This is a genomic window from Peribacillus sp. TH16, from assembly GCF_016651095.1.
GTDB lineage: Bacteria > Bacillota > Bacilli > Bacillales > DSM-1321 > Peribacillus > Peribacillus butanolivorans.
Genome location: NZ_JAEKEM010000002.1, coordinates 243,464 through 263,003, shown reverse-complemented (window position 1 = coordinate 263,003; position 19,540 = coordinate 243,464). Strand labels below are relative to the sequence as shown.

Here is a 19,540-nt window from a genome sequence, read left to right as displayed (position 1 = left end):
TAGAGGATTGTAGTGTATGGAAAAGGTAGATTGCTATTTTATCGGTCAAATTGCAAGAGTGCAAAGAACCTTTACAGAGGATGATGTGAAGCGCTGGAGTTTGTTAACGCAGGATTTCAATGATGTCTATGACCCGGAATTTTTCAGTAAAGATTTAGGTCGCTCACTGGTCCCAGGAATTTTAAGCGAAGGTCTCCTAACAGAGGCAATCAGTAAAGAGTTGCCAGGTGGACCATGTGTCATTATACAAAAGGAATTAGTGTTCATACATCCAGTTCAAATCGACAACACGATTACAGCAGAGATAGAGATTATTGATGTGAATGTACAGCGAAATTGGATCACAATAAAAGTTCGATTGAGGAATGAACTTCGTATTGACGTGATTCAAGGGAAAATTATTCTGAAACTATTATGACAATGGAGGGATTAATACGATGGAATTAACAGATGTTTTATATGAAAAAACCAATGGGATTGCAAAGATTACAATGAATCGGCCTAAAGTCTACAATGCTTTTCGTGCAAGAACAGTTCAAGAATTAATTTGGACCTTCCGTGATGCTTGGGACGATAACCGTATTGGCGCGGTAATCTTGACAGGAGCTGGAGAGAAGGCATTTTGTGTCGGTGGAGATCAAAAAGAAAAAGGAGAAGAAGGTGGATATGATTATTCTGGAGGTTTAGGGGGAGGGATGGGGTTGGAAATTGAAAATCTACACCAAACAATCCGCAATATCCCAAAGCCTGTTATTGCAGCGGTTAATGGATTTGCTATTGGAGGTGGGCATGTCCTTCATGTCGTTTGTGATTTAACGATTGCATCTGAAACGGCAAAATTCGGCCAGAGTGGGCCTAAGGTAGGAAGTTATGATGCCGGATTTGGTTCTGCTTATCTAGCCCGAATTGTCGGTGAAAAGAAAGCAAGGGAAATCTGGTATTTGTGTGAACAATACACTGCACAAGAAGCAAAAGAAATGGGACTTGTGAACAAAATCGTTCCCGCAGAACAGCTGCAACAAGCAGCAGAAGAATGGGCGGAAAAGATTCTCGAGAAGAGCCCGACAGCGCTTAAAATGCTTAAATACTCCTTTAATGCTGATAGTGCAAACATCCAAGGGATTTCTCAGCTATCGATGGGCAGTCTAGCGATGTTTTACAACACGCAAGAATCGGAAGAAGGAAAGAATGCTTTCCTAGAAAAGCGGCCAGTAGATTTTAAAAAGTTCAGAAGGTAATGAGGGGGGATGGAAACTAGTGAAATTGGATACGATTTTGAGTCAAGAATATGTGGAAAAATATCAATGTATTTGGCCAAATCGAACGATTTTAGATTATTTAAATGATGCGATAGAGAAGGATCCAGATAAAATAGCGATTATTGATAAAAAAAGCCGTTTTACTTACAAGGAACTCGGTAAGTTGGTTGATCGAATCGCTTTAGGCCTTTTGAATATAGGATTGGGAAAAGGAGATGTTATCTCTTTTCAACTGCCTAATTGGAATGAGTTCATTATCCTTCATTATGCGGTTACAAGGATAGGCGCCATAAGCAATCCCTTAATTCCGATTTATCGTGATCGGGAAATTGGCTATATGGTCGAAATGGCAGAGTCTAAAATGATCGTTGTTCCAGATAGTTTCCGAGGTTTTTATTATCCTGCCATGATTGAGAGGCTAAGCCATAAATGGCCTTCATTAGAACATATTTATGTGATAGGGAACGAAGTGCCGAATGGGATGAAATCTTTCTCTTCTTTGCTTGAGGAACCTTGGGAAGAGCGGATGGATGCATCCATTTTGGATGAAATCATACATGACCCAAATGATGTTACCGAAATTATCTTTACATCGGGAACGACGGGGAGTCCAAAGGGAGTCATGCATACACATAATACTCTTTGTGTATCAACGAATTACTGGATTGACCATTTACATTTAACATCCGATGACGTCCTATTCATGGCGTCAACATTTGCTCATCAAACTGGATTTGGTTATGGGGTGAGGCTACCAACTCATTTTGGGGGTACAGGTGTTTATCAAGACATTTGGAATCCGAATGAATTTATTGAATGGATTGAGAAGGAGAAGATAACGTTTACAGCGGGTGCGACTCCCTTTCTGCAAGATATGATTCAAATGGAGGGAATAGAAACGTACAATCTTAACTCATTCCGAGTCTTTGTAGCTTTAGGCGCCCCGATTCCAAGGCAGTTGGTGAAAGATGCGGCGGAAAAAGTACGGTTCAAAATATTGTCAGGATGGGGACAAACAGAAGATGGCCTAGTGACCTTGACGAGACTTGAAGATTCAGCAGAAAAACTGACAAATACCGATGGGGTTCCATTTCCGGAAATGGAGTTGAAAGTAGTGAATTTTGAAGGAAAGATCTGCGCTCCAAATGAAGAAGGTGATTTACTTGCTAGGGGTCCTGCCCTATTTGTCGGGTATTTGAAGAGGATTGATGACACCATTGCAGAACATAAGGACGGATGGTTCATTACCGGTGATCGAGCAATTATGGATGAAGAAGGATATATCAGGATTTCTGGAAGAAACAAAGACATTATCATTCGTGGAGGTGAAAATATACCAGTCGCTTACGTAGAAAACGTATTATATGAACACCCGGATATTTCAAGCGTGCAGGTCATTGCTGTACCAGATGTTAGGCTTCAGGAAAAAGCATGTGCATGTATCAGCGTAAGACCAGGGAAGAGCCCGATTACAATGGAATCATTAAAGAAATTTCTATATGAAAAAGGTTTGGCCAAACAATATTGGCCAGAACAACTTGAAATCATGGATGATTTTCCGCGTACTCCTAGCGGGAAAATCCAGAAGTTCCGTCTTCGGGAAATGATAAACGAAAAGATACAAGACAAAATATAGGACCAGTTAATGTAACCAATAGCAATTTCATGATAAAAATGGAGGGATTTATGATGAATAACCGAGTAGCATTTATCACTGGAGCAGGAAGCGGAATTGGTAGAGAGATTGCTAAAACATTAGCCTCTCGAAATATGAACATTGTTGTGGCCGATATCAATAGTAAAAACGCAGAAGAAACTGTTTCTTTAATTGAGCAAGCGGGTTATGAAGCTAAGGCCGTCTATTGTGATGTAACGAGTTTAGAGAGTGTGAAAAAAGCAGTTGAAGAATCAGTGAGCCTTTATCAAAAGATTGATGTATTGGTTAATAATGCAGGATGGGACAAAGTAGAACCTTTCCTAAAAAGTGATCCAAGCACTTGGAAAAGGATTATCGATATTAATTTACTGGGTCAAGTTCATACTTGTAAGGAAATTTTACCGCTTATGATTGAAAACGGTTACGGAAAGGTAGTCAATATTGCGTCGGATGCAGCAAGAATCGGATCTAGCGGTGAGGCCGTCTATTCGGCTGCTAAGGGTGGGGTCATTGCGTTCACGAAAACAATAGCAAGAGAAATGGCACGTCATAAGCTTAACATCAATTGTATTGCGCCAGGTCCAGCCGACACGCCTTTATTTCAAGAAATTGGTTCTTACAATGAAGGAATAGCTGGAGCTTTGGAGAAAGCGATTCCGTTCCGTCGTTTAGCTCAACCAGAAGATATTGCCGGTGCTGTGGCCTATTTTGTTTCGGAAGAAGCAGGATATGTAACTGGGCAAACTCTTTCCGTCAATGGCGGCTTAACCATGGTTTGACTTTATGAAACTGATTAAATGGTAATCACAAAAAGGAAAACTATAGCCTGAAAATATTTCTTAGGATTTTTAATCACCCAGTGGGTCAAATAGGTTGATTTTGTTTGATTTGATAGCCATTTGTATTATTTCGAAGCTTAGGAGAATAGTATCCTCCTATATGTAAAAGAAATCGGGTTAAGGAATTAAACCTAATACCAATAGAAGGGGGAGAAAATACCGTGAATTTTGAATTTTCAGACGATATCAAAATTTTAAAACAAGGAATCCGAGAATTTATTGATAACGAAGTAGAACCACATGCCATGTTAATTGAAGAAAGCAATGAAATCCCAGAAATCATTATGGGGAAATCGAAAGAAATGGGACTGTTTGGCCTTAGTATTCCTGTAGAATATGGTGGGTTAGGCATTGATATGGTTGGGAAATGCGCCATTCTAGAGGAGTTGGGAAGAACACATAACGGTTATACAACAGTAATAGGCGGACATACGGGAATTGGCGGCGTTGGAATTGTAGAGATGGGAAATGAAGAACAAAAACGCAGATATTTACCTGACATGGCATCAGGTGACAGAATTGGCGCTTTTGCTTTAACTGAACCAAGCGCAGGTTCACATGCCTCAAATCTGAAAACAACAGCGGTTAAAAAGGGCGAAAAGTATATCCTGAATGGAAGCAAACATTACATTACTAATGCTCCAATCGCAGATGTGTTTACAGTAATGGCTGTTACAGATCCTTCTAAGGGTGCAAAAGGAATCACATCTTTTATCGTCGAAAAAGACTCCCCAGGATTTCAACTAGGAAAAATCGAACGGAAAATGGGCCTTCATGGTTCACATTCTTCTGAAATTTTCTTTGAGGATTGTGAAGTTCCAGTTGAGAATGTATTGGGTGAAGAGGGGCAAGGGTATATGAATGCCCTGAAAATCTTGGCGAATGGACGTGCAGGAATGGCAGCACGAAACCTAGGGTCGTGTGAAAAATTACTTGAGATGTCGATTGATTTTGCTCATATGAGAATTCAGTTCGACAAACCAATCTTCGAACAACAAATTATTCAACATTACTTGGCAGATATGGCATTAGATACAGAAGCCCTTCGATCCATGACCTATCGCGTTGCATGGATGGTTGATCAAAAAAAGAACGTCATTAAAAATGCGGCTATGGTCAAGTTACTTGGTTCAGAAACGTATAATCGTGTAGCTGATAAGGCTCTCCAAATTCATGGAGGGATTGGTTACATTTCTGAATTTCCCATTGAACGTTTTTATCGTGATGCACGTATTACGAGAATTTATGAAGGTACATCCGAAATCCAAAAGAATATCATAGCGGCTCAGCTTCATAAACAGTACCAACGATAATTAGGAAAGCAGGATTAATAGTAAAATAAACTTTGCTTAAGGTTAATAGAGAATATTTTTTATGTGATTAAGTTCGATTTCCAAAGAGTATGTTAGGCGATTTTTTATTTAACATATCGTTGGATTTTATACATTACTAAAAAAAACTTTATTTAATAAGTTTGACAATTAGATTGAACGTGTTAATATAAAGGCAAATGAACTAAATATACAATTTGTACCACTAGGGGTGCTTTACAGGTAAAAGTCAATTTTACCGCAGAAGCTGAGATTAAAGTATAACTTTAAGACCCTTAGAACCTGATCTGGTTTACACCAGCGTAGGGAAGTGGGGTCATGAAACAATACGTTTATGTATTATTTCAAGTACAACCACTTTCTTTACGTCGGTAAAGGAAGTGGTTTTTTATTTGCTCAAAAGAGGTGATTATAGGTAACCAATCATTATTTATCCAGTTTCATTGCTTAATAAAATACAAATTTGGAGGTATAGAAAATGAAATTTTCAGAGGTCATTCGTAAAGAAGTAGATCATATTTGGGAAGCAAGCTTCAATCACCCGTTTGTTAGAGGAATTGGAGATGGCACATTGCCAGTAGAGTGTTTTCGTTTTTATGTCATGCAAGATGCATATTATTTATCTCACTTTGCTAGAGTTCAAGCTTTAGGTGCAGTCAAAGCAACAGATTTACATACAACTAGTCGACTAGCAAGCCATGCACAAGGAACATATGAAGCTGAATTAAAGCTTCATGAAAATTTTTCTGAGAGATTAGGTATTACAGAAGAAGAAAGGAAAAACTTTAAGCCTGCTCCTACTGCCTATGCCTACACATCCCATATGTATCGTGCCGCGTATTCTGGCCATTTAGGGGATGTGATTGCGGCCATCTTACCGTGTTACTGGCTGTACTATGAAATAGGTGAAAAACTGCAAGGGTGTATACCTGATGAGCCAATTTATCAAGAGTGGATTGCGGCATACGGAGGAGAATGGTTCCGTACGTTGGTAGAAGAACAAATCGCGAGACTTGATGAGATCGCTGAAAAAGTAACGGAAGAAGACAAAGAAAGAATGAAAGAGCATTTTATCCTTAGCAGTCAATATGAATACTCATTTTGGGAAATGGCTTATCGCTTAGAAACTTGGCCAGTGCATAAGGAAACATTAGAAGTATAAAGGAGATTGACAATGAGAAAAGGGTTGAAATTAACGGATATTTTAGTCACAATCGTGATTGCCGTCGCATTTGGAATAGTTTATATCCTTTGGGGTTCGATATATTATTCCGTTAAACCATTAGGGTTACATGTAGATCAATTAATTTATGGAATGTGGTTTATAGCAGGGCCCGTTGCCTTTTTAGTTATGAGGAAACCGGGTGTGGCTCTGTTGGCAGAAATCGCGGCAGCGTCCGGTGAATTCTTTTTAGGTTCACCGTGGGGATTAACCGTACTCTTATATGGAGTTGTACAAGGAGTATTCGCGGAACTGGTGTTTATGGCGTTCAGGTATAAAAAGTTTAATATGTCGGTTGCTGTATTAGCGGCGATAGCTTCATGTGTAGGATCGGTCCTCATGGATTTTGCATACGGAGAAATTGGTGCCCTCTCTCTTTGGAATTTACTATTATTTATGATTGCAAGATTTATCGGGTCAATTTTCTTTGCTGGTGTATTTGCTTACTATCTAGTAAAAGTATTAGAAGCAACAGGAGTAACTAATCTAGTTCGTCCAGTATCAAGTAAGGATTATGCTGCACTGGATCAAAAGTAGAGGTTGATAAGTATGGAACGAATAGCTCTTGTTGAAAAGTTAAGATTGAAGTTTCCCGGTGATGAGTCCTTGATATTCAAGGACTTATCCGTCTCGTTTGATAAAGGTGAAAAAGTTCTATTGTTGGGACCGTCCGGATGTGGAAAGTCTACACTTTTGCAAGTGTTAAGTGGGCTGATCCCACATTCCATTGAAGTCCCGATGAAAGCGAAAGAACTGGAGAGCCCTTCTTCATGGGGATATGTTTTTCAAGACCCAGATAGTCAGTTTTGTATGCCATTTGCAGATGAAGAAATTGCCTTCGTCCTTGAAAACCTTTCCGTTCCTAAGCAGCAAATGAATGAAAGGATTCACAATCATATCCGGCAGGTAGGATTACACTTAGATGATATCCATACAAGTATTGATACATTATCAGGCGGGATGAAACAGCGTTTAGCGATTGCGTCAGTATTGGCACTTGAACCTGAAGTGATATTTTTAGATGAACCAACCGCTATGCTTGATCCGGTTGGAACAAAAGAAATTTGGGATGTTTTAAAGGAAATTGGCAAAGACAAGACCGTTATTATCGTTGAACATAAAATTGACCATGTTTTAGAATTTATCGAACGAATAGTGCTTTTTAACGATAACGGTCAAATCATTGCTGATGGTCCCAAAGACAACATTCTTTCATTATACAAAAACAAAATGAAAGAACATGGAATCTGGTTCCCTGGTGTTTGGGATGAGTATATTCATGACCATGCACCCATTCGTGAACAAACGGAAGTTAATGATGGCGGTCCCATTATGCAAATGCAAGGTTTTAGAGGTTTCCGAAAAAAGGAAGAAAAAATTATGGTTGAAGAGCTGCAGATCCACTCAGGGGAATGGATTGTCATCAGCGGAGAAAATGGAGCGGGCAAGAGTACGCTTTTGCATGCACTGATGCAGTTCATTAAAACGAATGGTTATTATGATTTGATGGGAACCTCGATTAAAAAGGTGAAAAATCTAACAGATTACATGACGTTTGTCTTTCAAAATCCTGAGTTTCAATTCGTTGCGAATTCTGTATATGAAGAAATCGCTTATTCATTACGAATTGACAAAAAGCCTCCTCAAGAAATAGAAGAGAGAGTTCATGCACTGCTTGAAGTGTTCCACCTTACGGCCCATCGCGATAAACATCCTTTTCAATTATCGATGGGTCAAAAGCGGCGATTAAGTGTAGCGGCTTCAATAGTGAAAGAAAAAAAGATCATTCTTTTAGATGAGCCTACCTTTGGCCAAGATTCGAAAAATACCTTTGCCTTACTGGAATGGTTCGAGGAATATCGAAAGCGGGGTATTACAGTGATTATGGTAACCCATGATGATCATATTTCAAAAAACTTTGCAACTAGGATCTGGACGGTTAAGGATGGGAAAGTAATTAGTGATGAAAAGATTAGCAAGCAACTAGCGTTTTTAGAGACCGAAGTTTTATCACTATAGAAGGGGTGTCGTGTAAGTGAATGTTTCGAGTGCAGAAACATGGCTCCATAAGATTAATCCAAGCCTTAAGCTTTTTGTATTAATTGTGTTATGTATGGTGGCGTTATTTATTAAAGACCTAAATTATATGATTAACGTTACCATGGGTGTTTTACTTTTATTTTTGTGTTTTTCCGGTCATCCGATAAAACGTATTTTACTCCTATCAATTCCTTTTTGTTTCATTTTTTTATCTACTTCTTCTGCAATTATATTATTCGGACAAGGGGAAACACTTTGGTTTAAGTGGGGACTCATTTCGATTACGGAAGAGAGTTTCATGAGGGGATTATTGGTTGGCTTTCGAGCCTTGCTTTTTGCGGTACTTGGATTAACTTTTTCGTTAACGACGAGACCTGTCAACCTGTTTTATTCCTTAATGCAGCAAGTTAAGCTTAAACCTAAATATGCTTATAGTTTCATGGCGGCGTTAAGGCTTATTCCTATCATGTTGGAGGAATTTCAAACGATACGGAATGCGATGAGGGTACGTGGCGTCGAAAGGAAAAAAGGAATAAGATCCGTATATTTTAAAATGAAAGCCTACTCCATTCCGTTGTTATCCGGAAGTATTAGACGGGCTCACCGGATTGCGGTTGCGATGGAGGCCAAACGATTTTCAGATACCAGGAATCGAACATACTATTATGAATTTGGGTTTTCTAAAAATGACCATGGGTTCATTCTGTATTTTGTCATCTTGTTGTTGGCAGGGTTTTATCTATCTGTCCAATTTCCGTATTTATCAATTTGATTAAAGAAGAATTGATTATTATCGTTAAGGAGTTCTTAGTATGAATGCACAAGAATTGCATATTATTTCTACTGGGAAACAGCCAATTGAAAAGTTTGTTGAGATTGCTTCAAACATTCAGGATTATGTTGATTTCTTTTATCTTAGAGAAAAGCAGATGAGTGCGTCACAACTCTATAAAGCTGTGACCTTATTACATGAAAAAAAGATTCCGTTGTCTAAAATCATTATTAATGACCGAGTGGATGTAGCTTGGGCTATGAAGGTTTTTGGTGTGCAATTGGCTTTTCATAGTTTAGATGTCAGAGTCGTAAAGCAAGCATTTCCAGAAATCAGGGTTGGGAGCTCTATTCATTCCTTTGATGAAGCAAAGGCTGCTTTCCATAATGGAGCCAATTACGCGATTTATGGCCATATTTTCGAAACAAACTCAAAACGAGGTCTCGCTCCTAAGGGAGTAGAGGAGCTTCAAAAAATCACGATGAATATCAAACTACCTATTATTGCAATAGGTGGAATAACACCATCTAATAGTCAACTTGTACTAAATTCAGGTGCACAAGGGATCGCGGTTATGTCAGGTGTTCTAGAAGCGGAAAATCCAATACAATCTGCAAAAGAGTATGCAAGGTCTTTAGGAAAGGAGATATAAGATGAATTCCATATATGATGCGATCATTGTAGGTGGTGGTGTAATTGGAGGGTCTATTGCTTATCAATTAGCTAAACGAGGTAAAAAAGTCCTTTTATTAGAGAAAGATAGACTTGCTAGTAAAGCATCTAGTGCAGCTGCCGGGATGTTAGGAGCGCAATCCGAGTTAGAATCTGATAACCCGCTTTTTACATTAGCAAGACAAAGCAGGGGGATGTTTCCCGAGCTGTCGGAAGAATTAAAAGACATAAGCGGGATTGATATTGAATTAGTTAACAAAGGAATGTTTAAGGTAGCACTTACTAGTGAACAAGAATCAGATTTGAAGAACATGATCAAAATCCAGCAAAAAGCCGGGCTTGAGGCGGAATGGTTTACAACTGCTGAAATAAGAAAAAAGGAGCCTCTTCTTTCTGATGAGATTAGAGGTGGTATGTATATTCCAAAGGATGGACAAGTTTCGGCCTCTAGGTTGTCGCTCGCTTTTACTAAATCTGCTGCTGCTCTAGGCGCTGATATAAAGGAATATGTACATGTTTCTGATTTGATTATTGAAAACGCGTGTGTAAGAGGTGTGGTCACTAATATAGGAGAATTTTTTAGTGAAAATGTAATAGTAGCAAGTGGAGCATGGAGCAATTTTCTTCTAGAAAAGGCCGGGGTAAAGCTTGATACATATCCCGTAAAAGGCGAGTGCTTTTCAGTTTTGACTAATCGTCCATTGCTTGAAAAAACGATTTTTTCACATGGGTGCTATCTTGTACCTAAAGTTGGCGGGAGAATCATTGTTGGTGCGACGGTTAAAGCTCACACTTTTGACCAAAAGGTAAGTATCGAAGGAATTTCAACATTAATAGAAAAGGCAACACATCTGCTTCCAGCACTTAAAGAAACGGAGTGGGAAAAAGCATGGGCTGGAATACGTCCTCAAACAGGAGATGGCCTACCTTACTTTGGAGAACATCCAGCATACAATGGACTTTTTATTGCAACGGGTCACTTTAGGAATGGAATTCTACTATCTCCTATTACGGGTGTACTTATAGCAGATATAGTTGAAAGAAAGGCAAATTCTGAATGGTCTGCTTTTCGAGTGGATCGTTCGATAAATACAATTTTTTCATAATAGAGGTGAATGAATTGGAATTAATTATTAATGGAGAAAAAATACAAATTCCTGCTAATGAGTCAACTGTTGCGGAGTTATTGCAGCATTTTAGCTTACATCAGAAAGTCGTGATTGTGGAATTAAATGATGAAATTTTAGAAAAAGAATATCAGAATGAAACGCGTTTGTCAAATGGAGACAAAGTTGAGATTGTACATTTTGTAGGAGGCGGATGATATGTTAAAAATTGGTTCTTATGAATTTTCTTCAAGATTACTATTAGGTACTGGGAAATATTCAAGTTTCGATGTTCAGAAGCAAGCAGTGGAGATTTCAGAGACTGAAATATTAACATTTGCAGTTCGGAGAATGAATATTTTTGAAGCTAGCCAACCAAATTTTTTAGAAAAGCTTGATTTGAAAAAATATACACTTCTTCCCAATACAGCAGGAGCTAAAACGGCCAAAGAAGCTGTCCGAATAGCTCAGCTTGCCAAGGCGTCTGGGCTTTGTGACATGATAAAGGTAGAAGTGATTGGTTGTCAAAAAACACTATTGCCTGATCCGATTGAAACACTAAAGGCAGCAGAGGAATTAGTAAAGCTAGGTTTTATAGTGTTACCATATACTTCTGATGATGTGTTACTTGCTAAACGTTTAGAAGAAGTAGGATGTCATGCGATTATGCCTGGAGCTTCTCCAATTGGATCAGGCCAAGGTATTATAAACCGACTAAACTTACGATTTATTATTGAACAGTCCAATGTTCCGGTAATTGTTGATGCTGGAATTGGAACACCATCGGATGCAACGATTGCCATGGAATTAGGGGCAGATGGTGTATTGCTTAATACAGCTGTATCGGGTGCCAAAGATCCAATCAAAATGGCGAAAGCAATGAAGCTTGCTATTGAATCAGGGCGCTTAGGGTATGAAGCAGGGAGAATTGAAAAAAATGAGTACGCTATAGCAAGCAGTCCAGTTGAAGGAATGAGCATTGGATGAATGAACGTTATTCACGCCAAGAACTCTTTTCACCAATTGGAGTCGAAGGGCAACAGAAAATTTCTAAGAAACACGTTTTGGTGATTGGAGCAGGGGCTCTCGGTACGGGAAGTGCTGAAGGACTTGTGCGAGCAGGAATTGGAAAACTGACCATTGTTGACAGAGATTATGTGGAGTGGAGTAATCTTCAAAGACAGCAACTTTATTGTGAGGAAGATGCTGAAAAAAGAATGCCAAAAGCAGTGGCGGCGGAGAATCGATTGAAAGCGCTAAATTCAGATGTAATTGTAAAATCACATGTGTTGGATGTGTCAGTGGAGGAACTGGAGCGACTCGTTGACAGAGTCGATTTAATATTGGACGCCACCGATAATTTTGATACAAGGATGCTGATTAATGATATATCACAAAAATTCAAAATTCCATGGATTTACGGAGCGTGTGTGGGGAGCTATGGAATAAGTTACACAATTGTCCCAGAAGTAACTCCATGTTTGAATTGTTTGCTGGAAACGGTTCCAATTGGTGGATTAACCTGTGATACGGCTGGAATTATTAGTCCCGCCGTTCAAACGGTTGTTGCTTATCAACTGACTGAAGCATTAAAAATTCTTGTGGAAGATTATGATTCCCTTAGAAATAAAATCGTTTCATTTGACCTTTGGAAAAATGAGCATACAGCCATAAATGTAAAGAAATTAAAAAAAGACAGCTGTTTGTCATGTGGGTCAAAGCGAACCTACCCACACCTTTCTTATCTAAATCAAACAAAAACAGCGGTTTTATGCGGGAGGGAGTCTGTCCAGATTCGCCCAGCAATGAAGTTTGAAAGAGATTTAGTGCAACTTGAAAAAAATCTGCTTGCTCAAGGTGGTAAAATCGTTCGAAATCCATATTTACTTTCATTCACAATCGGGCCTCATCGATTAGTTGTTTTTAAAGATGGTCGGGCCCTGATTCATGGAACAAAAGAAATCGCAGAAGCAAAATCGTTGTATCATCGCTATTTAGGCTAAATTATTGCAGTCAGTAAAATGAAAATTCACACTGAAAGAGTGTTAGGCAAAGATGTGCTATCCGTTTATTTCAAGCTATCAATCACCCATAAAACTAGCATATATTTACCTCCGATATTATTGCTTAGGTGGTCAAGTAGGGGATGGAAACCTTGTTAAGCGTGAAAAGCCTACGTCTTTGTCTGACATCAGTGTGCCTTTTTCAGGTTCATTGAACCAAAGAAATAAAAGAGTTTCTGCATAACAAAACGAATTTAGCAGATATCCTTTTTCTCCTAGTTTTCAACCTATGCTAGTCCTACTTATTTAAAACCTCTCATATCACTGCTGACTAATCCTCTATACACTTGCCGTGTACCTTTCTTATATAAAAAAGCTAGGGAAAGCTGGTTTACTTTCTTCTATTAATAAGACGCAAAAGGAAATCTTATTAGATGAGATGCATGTAGAAGAGGAAACAGCTAAAGTATGCATGACTACAGCTTTTTGTATCTGGTGCCACCTTGCTGCAGTTACGTATATCTGTAACTAATAATGAAGTGATAAAAAGTAAATTGGTGTCATCTTTTGAGAATGGGAACTGTTAGGTGCAACAGGACAGTCTAACTTGTTGAAATATTAAGCAGGGCTTGAAAAGCTGAACTTAAGCGCAGAACCTACAGAAGGCGGCTATATTCTTAAAGGTGTTCTGGCGTCTGTTTCAAACCTTGGTATAATCATTGGTTCGGATTAATAGCAGGTGTCAACGAAAATAATCGTATTCTGGGTGTTATCTGGAGATGCTGATACATTTGTGGAGCAGATTCGTCCGGCATTCATAGCTTACCAAATTCCTCTCGGTCTGGGTGTTACCCAAGTGCTAATATCCGCCTTAAAGCGGAATACTTAACAATTAAAGCCGTTCAATCAAGTATGATGCATAACGGGAGTGCCGGTTATTTAAAAGACAGTGCACCATCACGTCGCCTTCGTGAAGCATATTTCTTCGCTAACTTGACACTTGACACCAACAGTAAAACATTTGGAAAAAGTCCTAAATGGATAACGAAATCCCCCAAGATTATAGCCTTATACTCAAGTGCAGAGATATATCTGGGTAATTAATGCGTACCCAAAAAATATTAAAAGATTAGTCCGGACTATTTTGAATCCAGCATTTGGTCATTCTGTGAATTAGAAAAAGTATGTAAACAAAAGCGATGTCGACCCTTTAAGGCGGCACCGCTTTTGTTATGGAACGAATATATAAGCAGAACCGTTTACATATCGTGACTGCTATTATGTTTCTGACGGGAATGCTGTCTATTTTTTACCTTATGAGAACCGCTTAGCGGGGCAGGTTGACCTGGGTTATTACCTTTAGGTGCATTTTTTCGAATATCTTTACCATCATTTTTGTTCATGTGCGATCCCTCCTACACCTTAAGATAATCAATCGGTGAAAAATTATTCATATACATATATTTGTATACCTCGTACATGCTATGGATGGATACTAATTAAGGAGATGAATCTAATGCAGGATAAACAAGATAAGCGGAGGACTTTTCAAGAAGCTCAGCAAAGCCATCAACAAGTAACTGATATGTACTCAGCCATTGAAAAAACGGCGCCGAATTACGGAACAGAATTGAAACATGTGAAGCAGGAAGTAAATGAGGCCTTTCAGCAAATACAATCAGCTTTAGTCACCGCTTCTGAGCATCAGCGAGAACAATTAAAACAATTTGAACAGGATATTCAGGCAATTGTAAATGAAGTCAATTCAGACGATTATTGATTTCTATACCTGAAGGCACTAGTAGAAGCGCTTTTTCCCTGTTTTTAGAATAGAATAGGCTTTTTGAAGAATGCAGTTCATCTGCATTTTCAAAAAGCCTTTACTATTTAATGCTAGAATAAGGAAATTATTGGTTTTTCTTTCGTTTTTTATTATTTTGCCTTTGGATCTCGGTTAACGGTGGTTCATTTCCTAATTCATCATGGTAACCCGCTCCATTACCCTGTGCTTTTGCAGCGTTCATTCCGGGTATTACATGATTAGCCTTTTGTTTTGCCATTTCGACACCTCCACTCATAGAGTGTGATAATGGTGAATGATTATGTATGCATTACTAATATGTTTTATTGGAATAATTTATCAGGTATATAATTAGAACATTTTAGAAAAACAACATGCAAGTAAGGCTTCCCAAAAGCACTTTAATAAATAAAGGAGATTTTTCTATAAGTCAAACTTATCAAAAACAATAACTTTCTTGTTATTTACTTATACTCAATTCTATATTAGTATTAAGTCGAAGGAAGAGTTAGGGTGGGAGAACAGAGAGAAAATTCGACAAACTAACTTTTTTACTTATATTTATAGTAGACATGGTTTCAGTGAACCAGGTTTTACTTTTATGTGCAGAATAAGTTCTGACAGTTTAATAGGGGGTAATATTCATGACGAAAAATGACGTATACCAAGCGCGTAAATCCTTTGAAATTGAAGGGGAACGCTACAACTACTACAGCCTAGACGCTATTGAAAAAGCAGGGGACGGCCAAGTATCACGCCTTCCATATTCCATTAAAGTCCTACTTGAAGCAGTACTTCGCCAAGTAGACGGAAGAGTAATCACAAAAGAACACGTTGCGAACCTTGCTAAATGGGGAACAAGCGAGCAACAAGATATAGATGTTCCGTTCAAGCCTTCACGTGTTATCCTACAAGATTTCACTGGTGTTCCAGTTGTTGTAGATTTAGCTTCTCTACGTAATGCATTCGCTGCACTTGGTGGAGATCCTGATAAAATCAACCCGGAAATTCCAGTTGACCTTGTAATTGACCACTCTGTACAAGTTGATAAAGCAGGTACAATTGATTCTCTTGATGCCAATATGGATCTTGAATTCGAACGTAATGCAGAGCGTTACCAGTTCCTAAGCTGGGCTCAAAAATCATTCAACAACTACCGTGCGGTTCCACCAGCAACTGGTATCGTTCACCAAGTTAACCTTGAGTACCTTGCGAACGTAGTACATGCGGTTGAAACTCCAAACGGCGACTTTGAAGTATTCCCTGACTCTGTATTCGGTACAGATTCACATACTACAATGATCAACGGTATTGGTGTTCTTGGTTGGGGTGTCGGCGGTATCGAAGCAGAAGCAGGTATGCTTGGACAGCCTTCATACTTCCCAGTACCAAAAGTAGTTGGTGTGAAACTAACTGGTCAACTTCCTAAAGGAACAACAGCTACTGACCTTGCATTGAAAGTAACTCAAGTTCTTCGTGCACACGGCGTAGTTGGTAAATTTGTTGAGTTCTACGGCCCTGGAGTAGGATACCTTCCACTTGCTGACCGTGCAACAATTGCTAACATGGCTCCTGAATACGGTGCTACAGTTGGTTTCTTCCCAGTTGATGCAGAAGCCATCGATTACATGCGCTTAACAGGCCGTGATGAAAAACAAATTAAAGTTGTTGAATCTTACTGCAAAGAAAATGGATTGTTCTACTCTCCTGAAAACGAAGATCCAGCTTACAATGATGTTGTGGAAATCGACCTTTCAGCAATTGAACCAAACCTTTCAGGCCCTAAACGCCCACAAGATTTGATTCCACTTTCTCAAATGAAACAATCTTTCCATGATGCTATCAATGCACCTATGGGTAACCAAGGTTTCGGCATGGACAATTCTGAATTAGATAAAGAAGTAACTGTTAAATTTGCCGATGGTAAAGAAACGGTAATGAAAACAGGCGCGATCGCAATTGCTGCAATCACAAGCTGTACAAATACTTCTAACCCATACGTAATGCTTGGAGCAGGTCTTATTGCTAAAAAAGCAGTTGAAAAAGGCTTGACTGTTCCGGATTATGTAAAAACATCATTAGCACCAGGTTCTAAAGTTGTTACTGGTTACCTTCGTGATGCAGGTCTTCAACCATACCTTGATCAATTAGGATTCAACGTAGTTGGTTACGGATGTACAACATGTATCGGTAACTCAGGTCCATTAGCGGACGAAATCGAAGCAGCAGTTGCTGAAGCAGATCTTCTAGTAACTTCAGTACTTTCTGGTAACCGTAACTTCGAAGGTCGTATTCATCCACTAGTGAAAGCAAACTACCTTGCTTCTCCAACTTTGGTTGTGGCATATGCACTTGCAGGTACTGTGGACTTCGATCTTAACAATGATTCACTTGGTAAAGATAAAGACGGCAACGATGTGTATCTTGCTGATATCTGGCCATCACAAGAAGAGGTTAACGCTGCTGTTAAAGCAACAGTTACACCGGAATTATTCCGTAAAGAATACGAAACAGTATTCAACGATAACAAACGTTGGAATGAAATCCAAACAAGCAACGAAGCAATTTACGCTTTCGATTCTAAATCAACATACATTCAAAATCCTCCATTCTTTGAAGGATTATCACCAGAACCAGGTTCAGTTAACCCACTTTCTGGCTTGCGCGTAGTAGGTAAATTCGGTGACTCAGTAACAACTGACCACATTTCTCCTGCAGGTGCTATCGGTAAAGATACACCAGCTGGTATCTACCTTCGTGAAAACGGTGTGAAACCACGTGACTTTAACTCTTACGGTTCTCGTCGTGGTAACCATGAAGCAATGATGCGTGGAACTTTCGCTAACATTCGTATCCGTAACCAAGTTGCTCCAGGTACAGAAGGTGGTTACACTACTTACTGGCCAACAGGCGATGTAATGGCTATCTATGATGCTTGTATGAAATACAAAGCTGATGGAACAGGTCTTGCAGTTATTGCTGGTAAAGACTACGGTATGGGAAGCTCTCGTGACTGGGCTGCAAAAGGTACTAACCTTCTTGGCATCAAAACAGTTATCGCTGAAAGCTTCGAACGTATTCACCGTTCTAACCTTGCGTTAATGGGTGTTCTTCCTCTTCAATTCAAAGAAGGCGAAAACGCTGAAACACTAGGATTAACTGGTAAAGAAGCGATTGCTGTTAAAATCGACGAAACAGTTAAACCACGTGATATCGTAACAGTTACAGCTACTGATGAAGCTGGAAACGTAAAAGAATTTGATGTACTTGTTCGTTTCGACTCTGAAATCGAAATCGACTACTACCGTCACGGTGGTATCCTTCAAATGGTATTACGTAATAAATTAAAAGGCTAATTTAAGCTTTTGAGAAGCGGCAAACCTACATGCTAGGTTTGCCGCTTTTTTTGTGTCAAGATTATGAAATACTGGAATAATATATAGTGATTTTTATTAATAACGCTTTTCTGAATATGCATTTATTGATAAGATGGAAGAGGTTAGTGGAAATGGAAGTAAGTTGTTCTATTTCTGGAATTGAACAAATATTATATTGTAATGGGACTAGGGGGACGAGTATGCTTAAAAAAATTATTGCCTCGGTGGTCTTACTGTCACTGTTTACGATAGCAATCGTGCAAGCGATGGATAATAAACCTGATAAAAATGCTGAAAATGATTCCCTGGGCGGACTTAAAATTGGTGCAGCGGCACCAGATTTCTCCCTAAAGACGCTCGATGGCAAGCAGGTTAATTTGTCGGACTATAAAGGGAAAAAAGTAATGCTGAACTTCTGGGCTACGTGGTGCCCGCCTTGTAAAAAGGAAATGCCAGATATGCAGAAATATTCGCAACAGGCAGGAGAAGATGTCGTCATTCTAGCTGTCAACATTGATCCGGAAAATGATGTACGAGCATTTGTTGAGGATAATGGTATCACTTTTACCATTCCTTTAGACAGTCAGAGTGCAAAAAACCCGGTAAATGAGCGTTATAAAATTCTTAGTATTCCGACGACGTACTTTATCGACAGTAAGGGTATTATCAGAAATAAAGTTATTTCAGCGATGCAGCTTAAAGATATGGAACGAAACATCAATAGCATCAATTGACGGAATCCTTATGGGGTTCCGTATTTTTTTATATAGTGGTTATTGATTTAGCTTATATGTAACAAATTTGTCATAAATTAATTGAAAAATCAAAAAAATATTAAAAATAAGGTTACTGCCTATGAAAAATGGGTTAAAGTATAGAGGGTGATATAAAGGGGTGTTTATAAATATAAATAACTGATAATTATGACAATTGAAAGAATTCGCACCATATAGTCATAATTTTACGTTAATTGGGTAATGCTGAACATTATATTATGAACAAGTAGGTGAAAAACATGAAAAAAAGAAAACGGACGTTTGAAGAATTGATTAAAGAAAATAAAAAAGAATTGTTGATGGACGTTAAACAAATGGAAAGACTTGAGGAACGACTTGAGAAAAAACATATGCAAAAGGCTGAATAACCTTTGCAAGGGCTTTCTTTCGAAAAAAAAAGAGCCAGTACATTGAAGTTTTCTTCAAAGTGCTGGCTCTTTTTCGGTTTAGTTTAAAAAATATAGTGCCTTTTCAAAAACTGGCACTCATGAATTTCAGCTTTTTTAACAATGATAAGGTAAGGAGGCGATTAAAAATGGGTAATCCTAAAAAAGATTCTAAACACTTCAGACCAAGCCATCTTGGTACACAGCCGAGAGCGGCAGGAGGAAATAACGGAAAGCAAATGCAGGACAAATCTGGTAAGCATGCTCAGGTTATTCAAACAAAAGGCGAATAAACTGCT

Annotated in this window: 23 protein-coding genes and 1 riboswitch; of the genes, 21 read left to right on the top strand and 2 right to left on the bottom strand. The window is 38.8% G+C overall.

All coding sequences use genetic code 11. From position 1 onward, the window contains the following. The first annotated feature begins 16 nt into the window (after window positions 1-16). The 16 genes from JFV29_RS01280 (at window position 17) to JFV29_RS29965 (ending at window position 14,005) form a co-directional block, all read left to right on the top strand. Complete coding sequence (locus JFV29_RS01280) at window positions 17-418, top strand: MaoC/PaaZ C-terminal domain-containing protein (RefSeq protein WP_201180797.1); 402 nt, start codon at window positions 17-19, stop codon at window positions 416-418. A gap of 19 nt (window positions 419-437) precedes the next feature. After that, window positions 438-1,238, top strand: a complete 801-nt coding sequence (menB, locus tag JFV29_RS01275) for a 1,4-dihydroxy-2-naphthoyl-CoA synthase (RefSeq protein ID WP_053345862.1) — start codon at window positions 438-440, stop codon at window positions 1,236-1,238. Window positions 1,239-1,257: 19 nt separating this feature from the next. Further along, window positions 1,258-2,895: an AMP-binding protein gene (locus JFV29_RS01270; RefSeq protein WP_201180795.1), complete on the top strand. Its 1,638-nt coding sequence runs from the start codon at window positions 1,258-1,260 to the stop codon at window positions 2,893-2,895. A 53-nt stretch (window positions 2,896-2,948) separates the two neighbouring features. Beyond that, complete coding sequence (locus tag JFV29_RS01265; protein ID WP_201180794.1) at window positions 2,949-3,695, top strand: SDR family NAD(P)-dependent oxidoreductase; 747 nt, start codon at window positions 2,949-2,951, stop codon at window positions 3,693-3,695. Between the two features lie 221 nt (window positions 3,696-3,916). Then, on the top strand, window positions 3,917-5,068 hold the full coding sequence (locus JFV29_RS01260) for an acyl-CoA dehydrogenase family protein (protein WP_201180792.1): 1,152 nt from the start codon (window positions 3,917-3,919) through the stop codon (window positions 5,066-5,068). 215 nt (window positions 5,069-5,283) lie between these two features. Next, window positions 5,284-5,412, top strand: a riboswitch (TPP riboswitch). Window positions 5,413-5,564: 152 nt separating this feature from the next. Further along, window positions 5,565-6,248, top strand: coding sequence for a thiaminase II (tenA, locus tag JFV29_RS01255; protein WP_053345866.1), 684 nt, complete (start codon window positions 5,565-5,567; stop codon window positions 6,246-6,248). A gap of 12 nt (window positions 6,249-6,260) precedes the next feature. Next, window positions 6,261-6,845, top strand: coding sequence for an ECF transporter S component (locus JFV29_RS01250; protein WP_201180790.1), 585 nt, complete (start codon window positions 6,261-6,263; stop codon window positions 6,843-6,845). Between the two features lie 12 nt (window positions 6,846-6,857). Next, window positions 6,858-8,327, top strand: a complete 1,470-nt coding sequence (locus JFV29_RS01245) for an ABC transporter ATP-binding protein (RefSeq protein WP_201180788.1) — start codon at window positions 6,858-6,860, stop codon at window positions 8,325-8,327. A 16-nt stretch (window positions 8,328-8,343) separates the two neighbouring features. Beyond that, entirely contained in the window at window positions 8,344-9,120 is a 777-nt protein-coding gene (locus tag JFV29_RS01240; RefSeq protein ID WP_201180787.1) for a CbiQ family ECF transporter T component, read from the top strand. A 40-nt stretch (window positions 9,121-9,160) separates the two neighbouring features. Continuing rightward, entirely contained in the window at window positions 9,161-9,772 is a 612-nt protein-coding gene (gene tenI / locus JFV29_RS01235; protein ID WP_201180786.1) for a thiazole tautomerase TenI, read from the top strand. 1 nt (window position 9,773) lies between these two features. Continuing rightward, window positions 9,774-10,898, top strand: coding sequence for a glycine oxidase ThiO (gene thiO / locus JFV29_RS01230; protein ID WP_201180785.1), 1,125 nt, complete (start codon window positions 9,774-9,776; stop codon window positions 10,896-10,898). A 14-nt stretch (window positions 10,899-10,912) separates the two neighbouring features. Beyond that, window positions 10,913-11,116, top strand: coding sequence for a sulfur carrier protein ThiS (thiS, locus tag JFV29_RS01225; RefSeq protein ID WP_201183285.1), 204 nt, complete (start codon window positions 10,913-10,915; stop codon window positions 11,114-11,116). Between the two features lies 1 nt (window position 11,117). Beyond that, window positions 11,118-11,885 carry a thiazole synthase gene (locus tag JFV29_RS01220; protein ID WP_057214788.1) on the top strand — a complete coding sequence of 256 codons (768 nt, stop codon included), beginning with the start codon at window positions 11,118-11,120 and terminating at the stop codon, window positions 11,883-11,885. Beyond that, window positions 11,882-12,901, top strand: a complete 1,020-nt coding sequence (locus JFV29_RS01215; protein ID WP_201180784.1) for a thiazole biosynthesis adenylyltransferase ThiF — start codon at window positions 11,882-11,884, stop codon at window positions 12,899-12,901. Before JFV29_RS01220 ends, JFV29_RS01215 begins: the two co-directional genes overlap by 4 nt. Before the next feature lie 739 nt (window positions 12,902-13,640). After that, entirely contained in the window at window positions 13,641-13,790 is a 150-nt protein-coding gene (locus JFV29_RS01210) for a hypothetical protein (protein ID WP_201180783.1), read from the top strand. A 26-nt stretch (window positions 13,791-13,816) separates the two neighbouring features. Next, on the top strand, window positions 13,817-14,005 hold the full coding sequence (locus JFV29_RS29965) for a hypothetical protein (protein ID WP_207205067.1): 189 nt from the start codon (window positions 13,817-13,819) through the stop codon (window positions 14,003-14,005). Window positions 14,006-14,160: 155 nt separating this feature from the next. Here the strand turns inward: JFV29_RS29965 and JFV29_RS01205 are convergent, their stop codons facing one another. Next, window positions 14,161-14,304, bottom strand: a complete 144-nt coding sequence (locus JFV29_RS01205; protein WP_083450736.1) for a small acid-soluble spore protein P — start codon at window positions 14,302-14,304, stop codon at window positions 14,161-14,163. 113 nt (window positions 14,305-14,417) lie between these two features. On the opposite strand from JFV29_RS01205, the gene JFV29_RS01200 reads away from it, so the two are divergent. Beyond that, window positions 14,418-14,681: a hypothetical protein gene (locus tag JFV29_RS01200; protein ID WP_116822025.1), complete on the top strand. Its 264-nt coding sequence runs from the start codon at window positions 14,418-14,420 to the stop codon at window positions 14,679-14,681. A gap of 127 nt (window positions 14,682-14,808) precedes the next feature. Here JFV29_RS01200 and sspO read toward each other — a convergent pair whose 3' ends face one another. Then, complete coding sequence (gene sspO, locus JFV29_RS01195) at window positions 14,809-14,961, bottom strand: small acid-soluble spore protein O (protein WP_201180781.1); 153 nt, start codon at window positions 14,959-14,961, stop codon at window positions 14,809-14,811. 385 nt (window positions 14,962-15,346) lie between these two features. Here sspO and acnA point away from each other — a divergent pair, with 385 nt between their 5' ends. From acnA to JFV29_RS01175, 4 genes are all read left to right on the top strand, one after another. Further along, window positions 15,347-18,058 (top strand): aconitate hydratase AcnA, encoded by a 2,712-nt coding sequence (gene acnA / locus JFV29_RS01190; protein WP_053345876.1) that lies wholly within the window; start codon window positions 15,347-15,349, stop codon window positions 18,056-18,058. Between the two features lie 152 nt (window positions 18,059-18,210). Beyond that, window positions 18,211-18,813, top strand: a complete 603-nt coding sequence (locus JFV29_RS01185; RefSeq protein ID WP_309559057.1) for a peroxiredoxin family protein — start codon at window positions 18,211-18,213, stop codon at window positions 18,811-18,813. A 281-nt stretch (window positions 18,814-19,094) separates the two neighbouring features. Next, window positions 19,095-19,223, top strand: coding sequence for an FbpB family small basic protein (locus JFV29_RS01180; RefSeq protein WP_081108788.1), 129 nt, complete (start codon window positions 19,095-19,097; stop codon window positions 19,221-19,223). Window positions 19,224-19,390: 167 nt separating this feature from the next. Beyond that, window positions 19,391-19,534: an acid-soluble spore protein N gene (locus JFV29_RS01175; protein WP_201180780.1), complete on the top strand. Its 144-nt coding sequence runs from the start codon at window positions 19,391-19,393 to the stop codon at window positions 19,532-19,534. The last annotated feature ends 6 nt before the right edge of the window (window positions 19,535-19,540 follow it).

What these genes read in the sequence shown, in the direction of transcription:
- JFV29_RS01280 (WP_201180797.1), top strand. Translation starts at nt 17, where the DNA reads ATGGAAAAGGTAGATTGCTATTTTATCGGTCAAATTGCAAGAGTGCAA.
- menB (WP_053345862.1), top strand. Translation starts at nt 438, where the DNA reads ATGGAATTAACAGATGTTTTATATGAAAAAACCAATGGGATTGCAAAG.
- JFV29_RS01265 (WP_201180794.1), top strand. Translation starts at nt 2,949, where the DNA reads ATGAATAACCGAGTAGCATTTATCACTGGAGCAGGAAGCGGAATTGGT.
- tenA (WP_053345866.1), top strand. Translation starts at nt 5,565, where the DNA reads ATGAAATTTTCAGAGGTCATTCGTAAAGAAGTAGATCATATTTGGGAA.
- JFV29_RS01250 (WP_201180790.1), top strand. Translation starts at nt 6,261, where the DNA reads ATGAGAAAAGGGTTGAAATTAACGGATATTTTAGTCACAATCGTGATT.
- JFV29_RS01245 (WP_201180788.1), top strand. Translation starts at nt 6,858, where the DNA reads ATGGAACGAATAGCTCTTGTTGAAAAGTTAAGATTGAAGTTTCCCGGT.
- tenI (WP_201180786.1), top strand. Translation starts at nt 9,161, where the DNA reads ATGAATGCACAAGAATTGCATATTATTTCTACTGGGAAACAGCCAATT.
- thiO (WP_201180785.1), top strand. Translation starts at nt 9,774, where the DNA reads ATGAATTCCATATATGATGCGATCATTGTAGGTGGTGGTGTAATTGGA.
- JFV29_RS01220 (WP_057214788.1), top strand. Translation starts at nt 11,118, where the DNA reads ATGTTAAAAATTGGTTCTTATGAATTTTCTTCAAGATTACTATTAGGT.
- JFV29_RS01215 (WP_201180784.1), top strand. Translation starts at nt 11,882, where the DNA reads ATGAATGAACGTTATTCACGCCAAGAACTCTTTTCACCAATTGGAGTC.
- JFV29_RS29965 (WP_207205067.1), top strand. Translation starts at nt 13,817, where the DNA reads ATGCATAACGGGAGTGCCGGTTATTTAAAAGACAGTGCACCATCACGT.
- JFV29_RS01205 (WP_083450736.1), bottom strand. Translation starts at nt 14,304, where the DNA reads ATGAACAAAAATGATGGTAAAGATATTCGAAAAAATGCACCTAAAGGT.
- JFV29_RS01200 (WP_116822025.1), top strand. Translation starts at nt 14,418, where the DNA reads ATGCAGGATAAACAAGATAAGCGGAGGACTTTTCAAGAAGCTCAGCAA.
- sspO (WP_201180781.1), bottom strand. Translation starts at nt 14,961, where the DNA reads ATGGCAAAACAAAAGGCTAATCATGTAATACCCGGAATGAACGCTGCA.
- acnA (WP_053345876.1), top strand. Translation starts at nt 15,347, where the DNA reads ATGACGAAAAATGACGTATACCAAGCGCGTAAATCCTTTGAAATTGAA.
- JFV29_RS01185 (WP_309559057.1), top strand. Translation starts at nt 18,211, where the DNA reads ATGGAAGTAAGTTGTTCTATTTCTGGAATTGAACAAATATTATATTGT.
- JFV29_RS01180 (WP_081108788.1), top strand. Translation starts at nt 19,095, where the DNA reads ATGAAAAAAAGAAAACGGACGTTTGAAGAATTGATTAAAGAAAATAAA.
- JFV29_RS01175 (WP_201180780.1), top strand. Translation starts at nt 19,391, where the DNA reads ATGGGTAATCCTAAAAAAGATTCTAAACACTTCAGACCAAGCCATCTT.